This is a genomic window from Streptomyces sp. CB02366 (assembly GCF_001905905.1).
In the GTDB taxonomy this organism is placed as follows: Bacteria; Actinomycetota; Actinomycetes; order Streptomycetales; family Streptomycetaceae; genus Streptomyces.
Genome location: NZ_LIVT01000003.1, coordinates 820414 through 834665, shown reverse-complemented (window position 1 = coordinate 834665; position 14252 = coordinate 820414). Strand labels below are relative to the sequence as shown.

Below are 14252 nucleotides of genomic sequence, written 5' to 3'. Positions count from 1 at the left end.
CCGGCGGCCGCCGCGTCGACCTCCGTACGGGTGCGGCCCGCCGCGATGTGCTTCTTCGCGCGGTGGAACAGCTGCTGGCTCGCGGACTCCGTGGTGCCGAGGACCTCGGCGATCTTCCGGTGCGGGTGGCCGAACGCCTCCCGCAGCACGTACACCACCCGCTCGTCCGGGGACAGCCGCTCCATCAGGGTGAGCACAGCGAAGGAGACCGACTCGCGCTGCTCGGCGGTCTCGGCGGGGCCGAGCATCGGATCGCCCGCGAGCAGCGGTTCGGGCAGCCACTGCCCCACGTACGTCTCGCGCCGGACGCGCCCCGAGGTGAGTTCGTTGAGGCAGAGGTGGGTGAGCACCTTCGTCAGCCACGCCTCGGGGACCTCGATGCGCTCGACGTCGGCGGCCTGCCGCCTCAGGAACGTGTCCTGCACGACGTCCTCCGCGTCGCCCGCCGAGCCGAGCAGGCGGTACGCGATGGCCTTCAGCCGGGGCCTGGAAGCCTCGAACAGGTCCACCTGGTCCCCGGTCAGCGCCATGGCCGGGATCCTGACGGGAACGCGCGGCGGCCGTTCGGGGGGACGGAGGCGGGGTAGCCGAGTGGATACGGGGCGTGAGGAGCGCGCCTCACCGGCTCGGAGGTGGCGATGGAGGCGAAGAAACGGGGAAGGGAAGGGCGTTGGCGGGTCCGGTGGTGGGCCCTCGGGCTGCTGGCGCCGGTCGTCTGGGCCGTCGTCCGGCCGGCCTTCGACGACTGGTCGGCGTGGCCCGGGCTCCTGGTCGGCGTGGCCGTCTACGCCGCTTTCCTGACGTGGTTCCTGACGCGGCGGCGACGCGAGGAGGCGCGGGCCGTGGGCACCGAGCCCGGCCGGGTGCCGGAGCTGGAGCGGCGCATCGCCGAGAACGGCGAACTGCCCGAGGACCCGGCCGAGCGGCAGGCCATGGTCCGGCTGATCCGGCGGCGGGAGGAGAAGCTGCGGCGCAACCGGTGGTGGGCCCTCCCCACGCTCGGGCTGTTGTTCTTCGGGCTGCCCTTCCTCTGGTTCGCCGCGGGGAACGTGCCGACGGGGCTGGGGATGCTCGGCTCCGGGGTGGCGTTCATGGGGTGGATGATCTGGTTCAACCGGCGCTTCGTCCGGCGCATGGCCGCGGTGCGGCGTCGGATCGAGGGCGTCGGAGGGTACGCGTAGCATCGCCGCGCCGCGCCGCGCCGGGACGGGACGGGCCCGCCCCGTGCTCCGCAGCCGCGGCGGTGAGGGGTGCCGGATGACCGGTGGGTGGTGGTGCGCCGGACTGCGCTGGCCCGGGCCGGCGCCCGAACTGGGGTGGCGCAGGGGCGGCGACCGGCGGGTGAGCGTGCTCGCGTACGGGACCGCCCTCGGATTCCGGGCCGTCGGGGAACGGCACTGCGTGGGGGCGCGGGAGAACGCCTGTCCGCTGGGCGCCGTGGTGCCGGGCCGCTCGACCGGCGGGCGGTGCGCCGAGTGCGCGCGGCTGGACCGGGCGCACTCCGTGGCCGCCGACACCGTGGCGGACGACCCCCGGACGTACCGCGTGTACCTCGCCTGGTTCGGGCCCGGACTGGTCAAGGTCGGGATCACCGGGGAGGGGCGCGGGGCGGCCCGGCTGCGCGAGCAGGGGGCCGTCGCCTTCACCTGGCTGGGGCGCGGGCCCCTCATGGCGGCCCGCCGGACCGAGGAGGTGCTGCGGGCGGCGCTCGGGGTGCCCGACCGCATCCCGTATGCCGGAAAGCGGGCCGTGCGTGGGCGGTCGCCCGGCGCCGAGGAGCGGGCGGGGGCGGTGGCGGAGCTGTACGGGCGGGCCGCCGCGCTCCAGGGGCGCGGCTGGCCCGAGTCGTTGGAGCGGCTTCCCCTCGACGTCGTCGACCACGTGGGGGTGTTCGGGCTGGATCGCGCGCCCGCGCCCGCCCGGTCGGTGCGGGAGCTGATGGACGGGGGCGTCGTGGCGGGCCGGCTCGTCGCCGCCGCCGGACCCGACCTGCACCTCGAAGCGGACGGCGCCGGCGTGGTCGTGCTGGACACCCGGCTGATCACCGGGTGGGAGCTGACGGCCGCCGAGGGGGCTGTGCGCGTCCCCCTCATCGACATCGGCGGCGGCGGTGTGCAGGGTGGGTTGTTCTGAACGACCCGCGGCCGAATCATCCCGGAAGGACCTGCGCATGGGGGAGCCCGAAACGACCAGGACGACCGGCGGGGGAGCCGACGGGGAGGACGTGGCGCGGTTCCGGCGGCAAATCGGGCTGCCCGGGATCATCGACGTGCACACCCACTTCATGCCGGAGCGGGTGCTGCGCAAGGTGTGGGCGTACTTCGACTCGGTCGGCCCGCTCACCGGGCTGGAGTGGCCGATCTCCTACCGGTACGAGGAGGAGCGGCGGCTGGAGCTGCTGCGCTCCTTCGGGGTGGTGCGCTTCACCTCCCTGCTCTACCCGCACAAGCCCGGTATGGCCCGCTGGCTGAACGGCTGGGCCGCCGACTTCGCCGCCCGGACGCCCGACTGCCTGCACACCGCGACCCTCTTCCCGGAGGAGGGGGTGGAGACGTACGTGAAGGAGGCCGTCGAGAACGGGGCGCGGGTCTTCAAGTCCCACCTGCAGGTGGGTGCGTACGACGCCAACGACCCGCTGCTCGACCCGGTGTGGGGGCTGCTCGCGGAGGCCGGGGTGCCGGTCGTGATGCACTGCGGGTCGGGGCCCGCGCCGGGGAGGTTCACCGGGCCCGGCCCGGTGGGGCGGCTCCTGGCACGCCATCCCCGGCTGCGGCTGATCGTCGCGCACCTGGGGATGCCGGAGTACGCGGAGTTCCTGGCGCTGGCGGAGGTGTATCCGGAGGTCCGGCTCGACACGACGATGGTGTTCACCGACTTCAGCGAGAGGCTCAGCCCGTTCCCGGCGGAGGAGCGGGGACGGCTCGCCGATCTCGGGGACCGGATCCTGCTCGGGACCGACTTCCCGAACATCCCGTACCCGTACGCGCACCAGCTCCGGGCGCTGGAACGGCTCGGGCTGGGCGACGCGTGGTTGCGGGCGGTCTGCCACGGGAACGCCGCCGCGTTGTTCCTGTGAGCGCCCCGGCCGCTTTCTCAGGCAATTCACAGAAACGCGTCAGGCTTCTCTCACGGGTGGCTCACAGAGTGGTCCCCATGACGACGACGATCTCGCCCCAGGGGCGTACCGAACCGCCCGGGCCGCGCCGTACCCCCGTGCGGGTGCTGGTCGTGGGCGACGAGGCTCCGCTCACCGAACTGCTCTCGATGGCCCTGCGGTACGAGGGCTGGGAGGTGCGCGGCGCCGGGGACGGGGCCGGGGCCGTCCGTGCCGCACGGGAGTTCCGTCCGGACGCGGTGGTGCTCGACGCGGTGCTCCCGGACGCGGACGGGCTGTCCGTGCTCGGCCGGCTGCGGCGTGAGCACGCCGATGTGCCGGTCCTCTTCCTGACCGCTCGGGACGCGGGGGAGGGCCGGATCGCCGGGCTCACGGCGGGCGGCGACGACTACGTGGCCAAGCCGTTCGGCCTGGAGGAGGTCGTGGCCCGGCTGCGCGGGCTCATCCGCCGCGCGGGTTCGGCCGCCGCCGGACGCGCCGGGTCCACGCTCGTCGTGGGGGACCTGGTCCTGGACGAGGACAGCCACGAGGTGAGCCGGGGCGGGGAGCCGATCCACGTCACGGCCACCGAGTTCGAGCTGCTGCGCTTCCTGATGCGCAACCCGCGCCGGGTGCTCAGCAAGGCGCAGATCCTCGACCGGGTCTGGAACTACGACTTCGGCGGCCAGGCCAACGTCGTCGAGCTGTACATCTCCTACCTCCGCAAGAAGATCGACGCGGGGCGCACCCCGATGATCCACACCCGGCGCGGGGCGGGGTACCTGATCAAGCCCGGCGAGTAGGCGCGCGACGGGCCCAGCGGCGGGCGTTCCGGGGGCGTACGCGGCCGGGGCCGGAAACCGGCCGCGTACGTCCAGAAGTCCCGCATCGCCGCGGGCGCGACGGTCCCGGCCGACTCCATCCGGGTGAGCGGGACGGCGACCGTGCCGGGCGCCGGGACGACGTGGGACTCCAGCGATGCGCGCGGGGCGCCGGTGCTCGTGGCCTCCTCGGTGCGGCGGCATGCGCGCTCCCATGACCGGCGGGGCGACGCGAACTCATCGCCCCCGCTTGCGTACCAGCAGATCCGCCACCACCGGCCGGTGGTCGGACGCGACGCTCTCCGGCACCCACGCCCTCCGGACGGTGACCGTGCCGGCCGGGCCCCCGCCGCGCCCCGCGGTTTCCCCCTCGCCGTGCGGCCCGCTGTCGCGTTCGCCGGGCGGGGCGTCGTGCCGGCCGCCCTTCGACACCGCCACGAAGTCGATCCGCTTGACCGGGTTCCGCGCGGGGAACGTGGGCGCGGCCGGGTCGGCGTCCGCCAGCTCCCGCCAGAGCGGGGCCAGTTCGGGGGCGGCGGGCTCCGCGTTGAGGTCGCCGAGCAGGATCTTCGGGCCCCGGTCCTCGGCCATGATCCGCCGGGTGTCGGCGACCTGGGCGACGCGGACGGCGGGGTCCGGCCGGTAGTCGAGGTGGGTCACGTAGACGTGCACGGGCAGCCCCCGTACGCGTACGACGACCTCCCCGAAACCCGGGGCGGGGGCCGGGACCGGGTTCGGGTCCTGGGTCGAGAGCCGGGTGATCTCGTGGTTCTCGGCGCTCACGATCCGGTGCCGCGACAGCACGGCCACCCCGAACTCGGCGCGGGGGCCGCCCGCTTCGGACGGGTCCAGGCTGTAGATCGGGGCGAACGAGAGGTGCATCCCCAGCCGTTCGGCCAGTTCGCCCGCGAGGTCCCGCCACGCGCTCCGGGCGCCCCAGTGCCGGTCCACCTCCTGAAGACCGATCACATCGGCGTCGATCGCCCGCAGTTGGGCCACCTGGCGGTCCAGGTCGAAGACACCGTCCGCACCGGCGCCGGCGTGGATGTTGTACGTGGCGACGCGCAGCGGAACACCTCCGCCGGACGGTGGCCGGGGCGCCGCGGCGGCGAGGGCGGGCGGCGCGAGGAGCACCCCCGAGAGGGAGGCGGCGAGCAGGAGTCGAGGGATTCGGAGGGTGCGGCATCGCAGCGGCATGGCTCTCCCAACGGCCGAAGATCGCGCACTTTGTCAGGTCAGCGTCGAGAACCGTACCGCCCGGCCCCCGCCCGGGTCCTCGCAACGCGGCGGGTCCGCTCCTGCGAAAACTGACTTGTACGCCGTAGAGGGCTGTTCTACGGTGTATGACACAGCGTCCCGTACACCGTACGGCCCATGCCGGGGCGCCCCTGCCCCCGCTTCGGCAGCCGACCGCCCGAGTCCCGAGCCCCGGGCGCCGGGCCGTTCCACCCTCTCGCCCCCTCGTCCTTTCGCCCATCGACCCATGGAGCCCGTATGACGGCGCCCGCCGCACCGCGATCCGACCTCGCCCCCCAGGGGCACCCGCAGCGCTGGCTGATCCTCGGCGTCATCTGCCTGGCCCAGCTCACGGTGCTGCTCGACAACACCGTCCTCAACGTCGCCATCCCCTCCCTCACCACGGAGCTGGAGGCCTCCACCGCCGACGTGCAGTGGATGATCAACGCCTACTCGCTCGTCCAGGCGGGCCTGCTGCTCACCGCGGGCAGCTCCGCCGACCGCTACGGACGCAAGAAGATGCTGGTCGTGGGGCTCGCCCTGTTCGGCGTCGGCTCGCTCGTGGCCGGGCTCGCCCAGTCCTCGGGCCAGCTCGTCGCGGCCCGCGCCGGGATGGGCGTCGGCGGGGCCCTGCTGCTCACCACCACGCTCGCCGTCGTGGTCCAGATCTTCGACGACACCGAGCGCGTCAAGGCGATCGGCATCTGGTCGACCGTCTCGTCCCTCGGTTTCGCGGCGGGCCCGCTGTTCGGCGGGTTCGTCCTCGACCACTTCTGGTGGGGGGCGATCTTCCTCATCAACATCCCCGTCGCTTTGATCGCCCTGGCCGCCGTCGTCCGGCTCGTACCGGAGTCGAAGTCGGGCCGGGGGGAGCGGCCCGACCTGCTGGGCGCGCTGCTCTCCACGATCGGCATGACCGCCGCCGTCTTCGCGATCATCTCCGGGCCCGAGCACGGCTGGGCGTCCGGCCGGGTCCTGCTGACGGCGTTCGTCGGGGCCGCGGTGATGGCCGGGTTCGTCCTGTGGGAGCTGCACGTCCCGAACCCGATGCTCGACATGCACTTCTTCCGGAACCAGAAGTTCGTCGGCGCGGTGGCGGGCGCGGTCCTGGTCGCCTTCGGCATGGGCGGCTCCCTGTTCCTGCTCACCCAGCACCTGCAGTTCGTGCTCGGGTACGGCCCGTTGGAGGCGGGGCTGCGGACGGCCCCCATGGCGCTCACCGTGGTCGCCCTCAACCTGACGGGGCTGGGCGCCCGCCTCGTGCGGAAGTGGGGGACGCCCGTCGTCATCGCGGTGGGGATGAGCGGTCTCGCGGCCGGCCTCGCCGCCATCGCGGTGCTCGGACGGCACGGGTACGGGGGCATGCTGGCGGGCCTGGTCGTGATGGGCGCGGGGATCGCGCTCGCCATGCCGGCGATGGCCAACGCCATCATGAGCGCCATCCCGCCGGAGAAGGCCGGGATCGGCGCGGGGGTGAACGGCACGCTCGCCGAGTTCGGCAACGGCCTCGGGGTCGCGGTGCTCGGCGCGGTGATGAACGCCCGGTTCGCCGCGCTCGTACCGGCCGCCGTCGGGGCCTCGTCGCTGCCGGCCGCGCTCGCCGCCGCCGGGACGCCGCAGGCCCGCGAGCAGATCAAGGACGCCTTCGCCTCGGGCCTGGAGGTCAGCCAACTGGCCGGTGCGGTCGCGGTCCTGGCGGGCGGCCTGCTCGCCGCGCTCCTGCTGCGCCGGGCCGAGCGGACACCGGCGCCGACGCCCGTGGCCACCGGGGAGACCCCGGCGCAGAAGGCCGGGGACCGGGCAGACTCCACGGGGCCGGCGGCATAGCATCGGAGCGGACGCGCGTACCGGACCGTCAGCGTCCGGTACGCCGTTCTTCCGGCAGAACGGACGGCTCGGCGAGGCGGTCCGAGCGAGACGAGGAGAGTGCGCCATGGTGTCCGAAACCGGGTCCGACCACGCGAACGCCCCCGGAGACGAGGCCGCGGGCGGCACCGCGCCGGGGACCGGGAACCGTGCCGCTCCCGCGCCGGGCGGCGGGTCCGCACCCGGGGCCGCGGACGACGCCGCTTCCGAGCCCGGGGACGAGACCCCGGACAGCGCCCCGCGGACCAGTGTGTGGTTGGACCGGCGCGCCCCCTCGCGGTCCCGCCGCACGGAGTCCCCGGCAGGCCTGGACCGCAACCGGATCACCGAGGCGTCGGTGCGGCTGCTGGACGCCGACGGGCTCGCCAGGTTCTCCATGCGACGGCTCGCCGCCGAGCTGGACGTCACCGCGATGTCCCTCTACTGGTACGTCGACACCAAGGACGACCTCCTGGAGCTGGCGCTCGACGCGGTGTACGCGGAGATCACCCCGCCCCGCGAGGACGCCGCCTGGCAGGACCGGCTGCGCGAACTGGCCCGCAGCTACCGCGAACTCCTCGTCCGGCACATCTGGATCTCCCCGCTGGCCGGGACCTTCCTCAACATCGGCCCCAACGCGATGCTGTTCTCGTACGCCGTCCAGGACATCGTCCGGGCCACCGGCCTGCCCCTGGAACGGCAGACGGGCGCGCTGTCGGCGGCCTTCCAGTTCGTGTACGGATTCGGCACCGTCGAGGGCCACTTCAAGGCGCGGTGCGACGCGACCGGGCTCACCCAGGACGAGTACTACCGGCAGGCGATGGGCACGATCCGGGCCCAGCCGCACATGCGGCGGATCACCGAGGCGTCGGACGAGCTCATGGCGGCCCGGGGCGGCGACACGGTGGAGGAGATGCGCGAGCGGGACTTCGTCTACGCGCTGGACATCGTGGTCGCGGGCATCGAGGCGGTACGCGACCGGTCCGGCGCCCCGGCCCGGTAGGGCGGGTTTCGGGAGTCCCGCCTGCCGGGCGACGACGGCGGTTCGACGACCGGCCCCGGCTCCCGTCAGTAGCCGCGTCCCACGTCCACCGTCAGCTCGGGGCGGCGGCCCGCCGCCACGGCCTCCCAGGCGGCGGTGAAGTCCGTGACGATGTCCTCGTCCGCGGTGATGCCCGACGAGTGCGAGGTGATGACCGTGCGGGGCAGCCGCCACACCGGGTCCTGCGGCGCGGCCGGCTCCTTCGGCAGCACGTCCAGCACGGCCCGCCGCACCCGGCCGTCCCGCAGGGCGCTCTCCAGCGCCGCCATGTCCACGGTCGCGCCCCGCCCCACGTTGACGAACGTCGCCCCGCGCACCGCCGCGAACCGGTCGGCGCCGAAGAAGCCCGCCGTGGCCCCGGTCAGCGGGAGTGCGGAGACCACCCAGCGGGCCTCGCCCAGCGCCTCGGCGTCCTCGGCGGCCCCGATCACCCGGTCGAAGCCGGGCACCGCCCGGGCGGTGCCCGGCTCCGGCCCGGTCCGGGTGGTGCGGGCGACGCCCACGGTCCGCACCCCGCAGGCCCCCAGCAGCCGCCCGACGGCCGCGCCGATGCGGCCGGTCCCGTAGACCACGGCGGTCTGCCCGGCGATCAGTTCCGTGGGGAGCTGCTCCCAGTGGGCGCGGGCGTGCTGGTCGGTGAACTCGGGTACGGCCTGGCACTCGGCGAGCACCCACCCCAGCACGTACTGGGCCATCCGCTCGCCCATCCGCCCCACGGTCCGGGTCAGGAGCGCCGAGCCGGGCCAGGGGCCCGCGCCCAGCAACCGGTCCGTCCCCGCGGTGACGCTGTGGAACCAGAGCAGACGGTCCGTCCGCAACGCCTCGGGCAGCGAGCCGCCCACGCACAGGTAGGGCTCGCCGGACGGCGGTGGGGCGTCCGGCAGGGGCTGCGCACCGCGCCCGGCGATCCGCTCCACCTCCCGTACGAGACCGGCGTCCAGGGAGGGCGAGACCAGCAGCCGGGCCCGCGCGAGGTCGTCGGACGCGGGCAGCGGGGCCGGTACGGGCAGCCCGCAGGCGAGGGGCGACGTCGATGCCATGCCCCCACCCTACGACCGCCCCCGGCCGCCGCCGGGGGCTGCGCCCACGCGACCGGCAGAGGCCCGGCCCCCGCCTCCGCGGGCCCCCCGCGCAGGACCGGCCGTTCCACCGCGTCCGTGGTGGCCGGAGCGCGACCGGCCCGGGCCGCCGCGGCCGTGGCGCCGGTGGTGGCCGCCACGGCCGGGCCGGCCGGGCCGGATCACTGGGCCGGCAGTGCCTCGCCCTGGACCGCCTGGATGTCCAGCTCCACGCGCAGCGTCGTGCCGATCGCGGAGATGCCCGCCTGGACGACCTGGTTGTAGTTCATCGCGAAGTCGTCGCGGCGCAGTTCGGCGGTGGCGTGGAAGGCCGCGCGGGTGCCGCCCCACGGGTCGGGCCCGGTGCCGAGGTAGGTGAGGTCGAGGTCGACCGGGCGGGAGACCCCGTGCATGGTCAGCTCGCCGTGCACGGTCCAGCGGTCCGGTCCGGCCGGGGCCAGGGCGGTGGAGCTGTAGGCGATCTCCGGGTACCGGTCCACGTCCAGGAAGTCCGGTGAACGCAGGTGCTTGTCCCGCATGCCGTTGCCGGTGTCGATGCTGGCCGCCCTGATCACCGCGTCGACGCGGGAGCGCCCGATCTGCGGGGCGATCTCGATCCGGCCGCCGAAATCGGTGAACCGGCCGTGCACGCTGGAGATCCCCAGGTGCTGGGCGACGGCGGCGACCGAGGAGTGCGCGGGGTCCAACGACCAGGCGCCCGGCGGCGGCAGCTGCACCCCGCCCTGGCGGGCCAGCACGATCTGGCCGCCCTCGATCCGGCCGCTCGCGGTGACGAGGGCGGTGGAGGCGGCGGGCGCGTACCCGACCGCCGTGACGATCACCGTGTACGCCCCGGCCGGCAGGGAACCGTCCGTGCGGACGGCCCCGTCCTCGTCGGCGGTGGCGCGCAGCACCTGGGCGCCGGTCATGTCGGTGACGGTGACGACGGCGTGCTGGACCGCCCAGCCGTCCCGCGTCCGTACCTGTGCGCGAAGTCCCATCCCGTATCTCTCTCCTAGCTCGATGACCCCCGTGGCCCGGCCGGGCCCGTGGGGCGCATGAGTCGGGCCCCGGGGCGGTCACGGCAGGCCGTCCCCTGCTCGCCGTGCCCGCCACCGGGGCCCGTTTCCACCCGGTCGCGACAGCCTCTCCGCTGGAAGTGCCGTCCGACCAGGGGTCTTCGCGATCTCTTCACGTGCTCACGCGTTCGCGTGGTGATCACGTACACCCGCAGGACGTTTCCCCCGGGTGCACGTGCTCACGCGCCGGAAGGATCAATTCCTGGAACGGTCGCCGGCCGGTCCCGGTGTCGTGGTCCGGCCGGCCGCGACCGCCCGGTCACTCGCCCGGGTGGGCGAGTTCGATGTCGTGTCCGTCGACCCCCGGGCCGCTCACGGTGAGCGATCCGGCCACCGGCGGATAGCCGGTCGCGATGACCGCGTACTCGCCCGCGTCCAGGTCGGTGAAGGCGTACGCCCCGTCCTCGCCGGTCGTCGCGGTGGCGACCACGTTGCCCGCCGCGTCGATCAGCGTGACCCGGGCGTCGGTCAGCGGGGTCCGGGCGGACCCGGCCCGCACGACGCCCCGGACCAGCGCCCCGGACCGCAGCGCGGCCTCGACGCGGGTGACGCCCTGGCCGCCGATCTCCACCGGCAGCGCCAGCGGACGGAAGCCGGCCGCGTTGACCGCGACGGTCACGGCGCCCGGAACCAGCTCGCCGAAGGCGAACTCACCGGCCGCCCCGGACGTGCCGGTGGCCAGGACGTCGCCCCGGACGTCGGTGACGACGACCATCGCGCCCTCGACCGGATCCCCGGCGTCCTCGGCCCTGACCGTTCCGGCCAGGCCGCTCGTACCGGACAGCAGGATGTCGAAGGCCAGGGGCTCCTCGCCGACGACCACCGTGGACGCCTGCGGCTGGAAACCGTCGGCGGAGGCGATCAGCACGTAGCTGCCGGCGCCGGGCGCGTCCAAGACGTAGGCGCCGTCCGGCCGGGCGACGGAGCGCCCGAGCTGCCGGCCGCCCAGCGAGATCAGGGTGACGGCCGCACGGGAGACCGGAACGCCCTCCGCGCCGCGCACCACACCGTGGACCGGGACGCCCCGGACGCTGTCGTACGGGACGGAGGCGGGAGCGTCGGCCTCGTGCGTGTCGACCGTGGTGACCCCGGCCGTGCCCTCGGAGACGAGCCCGGCCGCGCCGACCGCGGCGGGCACGGGGGCCCCGGCCGTCTCGACGGCGGCCGGAACCGGGGCGTCCTGCGAGGACTCGGCGGGAGCGTCGTTCGCCGCGCTGGTCTTCAGGGCGACCTCCTTGATGAAGATCGTCACGATGAAGGCGACGAGCGCGGCCGGAGCGGCGTACAGGAAGACGTCGCCGACGCCGTGCCCGTACGCGGCCTCCATGACCAGCCGGAAGGGCTCGGGCAGCTTGTCCAGGTCGGGGATGCCCCCGCCGCCGGTACCGCCGTGGCCGAACCGGGCGCCCTCGGGGCCGAGCGCGGCGAGACCGTCCTTGACGTAGTGGGTGACCCGGTTGCCGAGGACCGCGCCGAGCGCGGAGACGCCGATCGCACCACCGAGGGAACGGAAGAAGGTGACGACGGAGCTGGCGGAGCCGAGGTCCTCGGGCGCGACCTGGTTCTGCGTGGCGAGGACCAGGTTCTGCATCATCATGCCGATGCCGAGGCCCATGACGAACATGAAGACCGCGACGTGCCAGTACGGGGTGTCGTACCGGATCGTGCCCAGCAGCCCGAGCCCGGCCGTGACCAGGAAGCCACCGGTGACCAGCCACGCCTTCCAGCGGCCGGTCTTGGTGATGACCTGACCGGAGACGGTCGAGGAGAGGAAGAGGCCCGCGATCATCGGGATGGTCATGACGCCGGACATCGTCGGCGACTTGCCGCGCGCCAGCTGGAAGTACTGGCTGAAGAAGACGGTGCCCGCGAACATCGCGATGCCGACGAACAGCGAGGCGACCGAGGCCAGCGTGATGGTGCGGTTGCGGAAGAGGCGCAGCGGGATGATCGGCTCGGCGGCCCGCGACTCGATGAACACGAAGATCAGGCCGAGCAGGACCGAGCCCGCGACCATGACGTACGTCTGCCACGAGAGCCAGTCGTACTTGTCGCCCGCGAAGGTCACCCAGACCAGCAGCAGGGAGACGGCGGCGCTGATGAAGAACGCGCCGGACCAGTCGACCTTCACGCCCTCGCGCTTGACGACGGGGAGCTTCAGGGTCTTCTGGAGCACGATCAGGGCGATGACCGCGAAGGGCACGCCGACGTAGAAGCACCAGCGCCAGCCCATCCAGCTGGTGTCGGTGATGACGCCGCCGAGCAGCGGGCCGCCGACGGTGGCGACGGCGAAGACCGCGCCCAGGTAGCCGCTGTAACGGCCGCGCTCGCGCGGGGCGATCATCGCGGCCATGACGATCTGCGCGAGGGCGGAGAGACCGCCGACGCCGATGCCCTGGACGACCCGGCATGCGATGAGCATGCCGCTGCTGGTCGACAGACCGGCGACGATCGAGCCCAGGACGTAGATGATCAGGGCTATCTGGACCAGCAGCTTCTTGCTGAAGAGGTCGGAGAGCTTGCCCCACAGCGGGGTGGTGGCGGTCATGGCCAGCAGCGAGGCCGTCACGACCCAGGTGTAGGCGCTCTGGCCGCCGCCGAGGTCGGAGATGATCTCGGGCAGGGCGTTGGAGACGACCGTCGACGACAGGATCGCGACGAACATGCCGAGCAGCAGCCCGGTCAGCGCCTCCATGATCTGTCGGTGCGTCATCGGCGTGCCCTCGGGGGCGCCGGAGCCGGTGTGGCCCGCGTGCCCTCCGTGTTTGGCGTGGCCGCCCCGCACACCGGTGGGTGTGGTCGTAGCCATTGAGTTCCTATCCGTGCGTATTTGCTTCTGTTACACAGGTGTACGGGTGTGAGCCTCGTTGCCGAGGCGGTTCCTGCACTCCCCGGTATGGCTTCCGGGGCTGCAGCCGCCCGCTCCACGACAGGCGAAGCTGTCGCGGAGTCGTGACAGCAGCGCGTTGAGCAGGCCGACGTCCTCGTCGGTCCAGTCCTGAAGGTTGTGGGCGAACATCTCGGTGGTCCGCCGGGTCAGCTCGTCGAGCTGCGCGTGCCCGCCGGGGGTCAGCCGCAGGATGCGGGACCGCTTGTCCGCCGGGTCCGGGGACCGTTCGATCCAGCCGCGATCGGCCACATGGGCCACGTGGCGACTGGTCACCGACATGTCCACGGACAGCAGCTCGGCGAGTCGGCTGATGCGCATCTCGCCGTGCCGGTCCAGGAGGGTCAGCACGGCTGCGGACCCCGCCGGGCAGGCGGCGGGCAGTGCGCGGGCCAGCCCTCTCTTGACGGCTCCGACGGCGCTGAGCTGCCGGGCCAGTTCCTCGTAACTACTCCTTGCCGCCACGGGAACCCCCAGCACACTCACGATGATGTTGTTGCTTAGGGCAACGATAGAAGCCGTTGGTTGCTACAGGCAAACGAAAACGGCCTTGCAGAAGTAAAGGAACCCCAAAGCCTCCGCCGGGTCCGGGTCAAGCCCTGGCAGGGGGCGCGCCGCCGTGGTCCGGACGGGGGGCCGGAGGCCCCCGGGGGTTGGGCCGGAGGCCCGAGTTCGCTAGGGTCCTGCCCCATGGCACACAACCCCCACGCCCCTCAGCCGGGCCCCGAGGGCAACCACGATCCGGCGGGCAGCACCCAGATGTTCCGCGCCTTCGTCGACGAGGGCGAGCCGCAGCGCCGGCAGCAGCCCGCGGCGACCTCGTCCGGGCCGAAGGCCGGGGTGATCGCGGCGGTGATCGCGGTCGTCGTCGTCCTCGGCGCGGTGGCCTGGCTCGCCCTGGGCTGACCCCCCCACGGCAGTGAGTCGCCGGAAGCGCGTCCGCTCGGGAGCGCGACCTTACCGACCCGCGACCGTACGACCCCCGCGTGATCCGGGAGGCTCCCGGAAGCGGGTCCGCGCGAGAGCGTGACCGTACGACTTACGCCTACCGCACGACCCGGCCGCACGGGGACGGACCGCGGAGCCGCACAGCGACGGCCCCCGTTTCCGCCCCGGGCGGCCTTCGTGCGTCCCGGCCCGCCGCCTCACTCCCCACGGCGGAGGCGTCCGTCCTGCGCCCCGACCGGCCT

General features: G+C 73.9%; 12 protein-coding genes and 1 pseudogene. 7 read left to right on the top strand and 6 right to left on the bottom strand.

Features of this window, described 5'->3' with window-relative positions; genetic code table 11:
• Window positions 1–2 precede the first annotated feature (2 nt).
• Window positions 3–530: pseudogene (locus tag AMK24_RS12370) on the bottom strand (sigma-70 family RNA polymerase sigma factor); the annotation flags it as partial.
• A 108-nt stretch (window positions 531–638) separates the two neighbouring features.
• Between AMK24_RS12370 and AMK24_RS12365 the strand changes: the two are divergent.
• From AMK24_RS12365 to AMK24_RS12350, 4 genes are all read left to right on the top strand, one after another.
• On the top strand, window positions 639–1181 hold the full coding sequence (locus AMK24_RS12365; RefSeq protein WP_073768044.1) for a hypothetical protein: 543 nt from the start codon (window positions 639–641) through the stop codon (window positions 1179–1181).
• 76 nt (window positions 1182–1257) lie between these two features.
• Entirely contained in the window at window positions 1258–2133 is an 876-nt protein-coding gene (locus tag AMK24_RS12360) for a DUF2797 domain-containing protein (protein WP_073768043.1), read from the top strand.
• A gap of 37 nt (window positions 2134–2170) precedes the next feature.
• Window positions 2171–3076 carry an amidohydrolase family protein gene (locus tag AMK24_RS12355; RefSeq protein WP_073768041.1) on the top strand — a complete coding sequence of 302 codons (906 nt, stop codon included), beginning with the start codon at window positions 2171–2173 and terminating at the stop codon, window positions 3074–3076.
• 77 nt (window positions 3077–3153) lie between these two features.
• Entirely contained in the window at window positions 3154–3897 is a 744-nt protein-coding gene (locus AMK24_RS12350; RefSeq protein WP_073768874.1) for a response regulator transcription factor, read from the top strand.
• Window positions 3898–4152: 255 nt separating this feature from the next.
• On the opposite strand, the gene AMK24_RS12340 is transcribed toward AMK24_RS12350, so the two are convergent.
• A complete protein-coding gene (locus tag AMK24_RS12340) occupies window positions 4153–5112 on the bottom strand; it encodes an endonuclease/exonuclease/phosphatase family protein (protein WP_073768037.1) in 960 nt (319 codons plus the stop codon).
• Window positions 5113–5409: 297 nt separating this feature from the next.
• On the opposite strand from AMK24_RS12340, the gene AMK24_RS12335 reads away from it, so the two are divergent.
• A complete protein-coding gene (locus AMK24_RS12335; RefSeq protein ID WP_073768035.1) occupies window positions 5410–6978 on the top strand; it encodes an MFS transporter in 1569 nt (522 codons plus the stop codon).
• A gap of 106 nt (window positions 6979–7084) precedes the next feature.
• Window positions 7085–7999, top strand: coding sequence for a TetR/AcrR family transcriptional regulator (locus tag AMK24_RS12330; RefSeq protein ID WP_242435131.1), 915 nt, complete (start codon window positions 7085–7087; stop codon window positions 7997–7999).
• Between the two features lie 65 nt (window positions 8000–8064).
• On the opposite strand, the gene AMK24_RS12325 is transcribed toward AMK24_RS12330, so the two are convergent.
• The 4 genes from AMK24_RS12325 to AMK24_RS12310 form a co-directional block, all read right to left on the bottom strand.
• On the bottom strand, window positions 8065–9078 hold the full coding sequence (locus AMK24_RS12325; RefSeq protein ID WP_073768033.1) for an NAD(P)-dependent oxidoreductase: 1014 nt from the start codon (window positions 9076–9078) through the stop codon (window positions 8065–8067).
• Between the two features lie 200 nt (window positions 9079–9278).
• Window positions 9279–10097, bottom strand: coding sequence for a YceI family protein (locus AMK24_RS12320; protein WP_073768031.1), 819 nt, complete (start codon window positions 10095–10097; stop codon window positions 9279–9281).
• A 337-nt stretch (window positions 10098–10434) separates the two neighbouring features.
• Window positions 10435–12984, bottom strand: a complete 2550-nt coding sequence (locus AMK24_RS12315) for an MFS transporter (protein WP_073768029.1) — start codon at window positions 12982–12984, stop codon at window positions 10435–10437.
• Between the two features lie 30 nt (window positions 12985–13014).
• Complete coding sequence (locus AMK24_RS12310; RefSeq protein WP_073768027.1) at window positions 13015–13527, bottom strand: MarR family winged helix-turn-helix transcriptional regulator; 513 nt, start codon at window positions 13525–13527, stop codon at window positions 13015–13017.
• Between the two features lie 225 nt (window positions 13528–13752).
• On the opposite strand from AMK24_RS12310, the gene AMK24_RS12305 reads away from it, so the two are divergent.
• A complete protein-coding gene (locus tag AMK24_RS12305; RefSeq protein ID WP_030579032.1) occupies window positions 13753–13968 on the top strand; it encodes a hypothetical protein in 216 nt (71 codons plus the stop codon).
• Window positions 13969–14252: the final 284 nt, after the last annotated feature.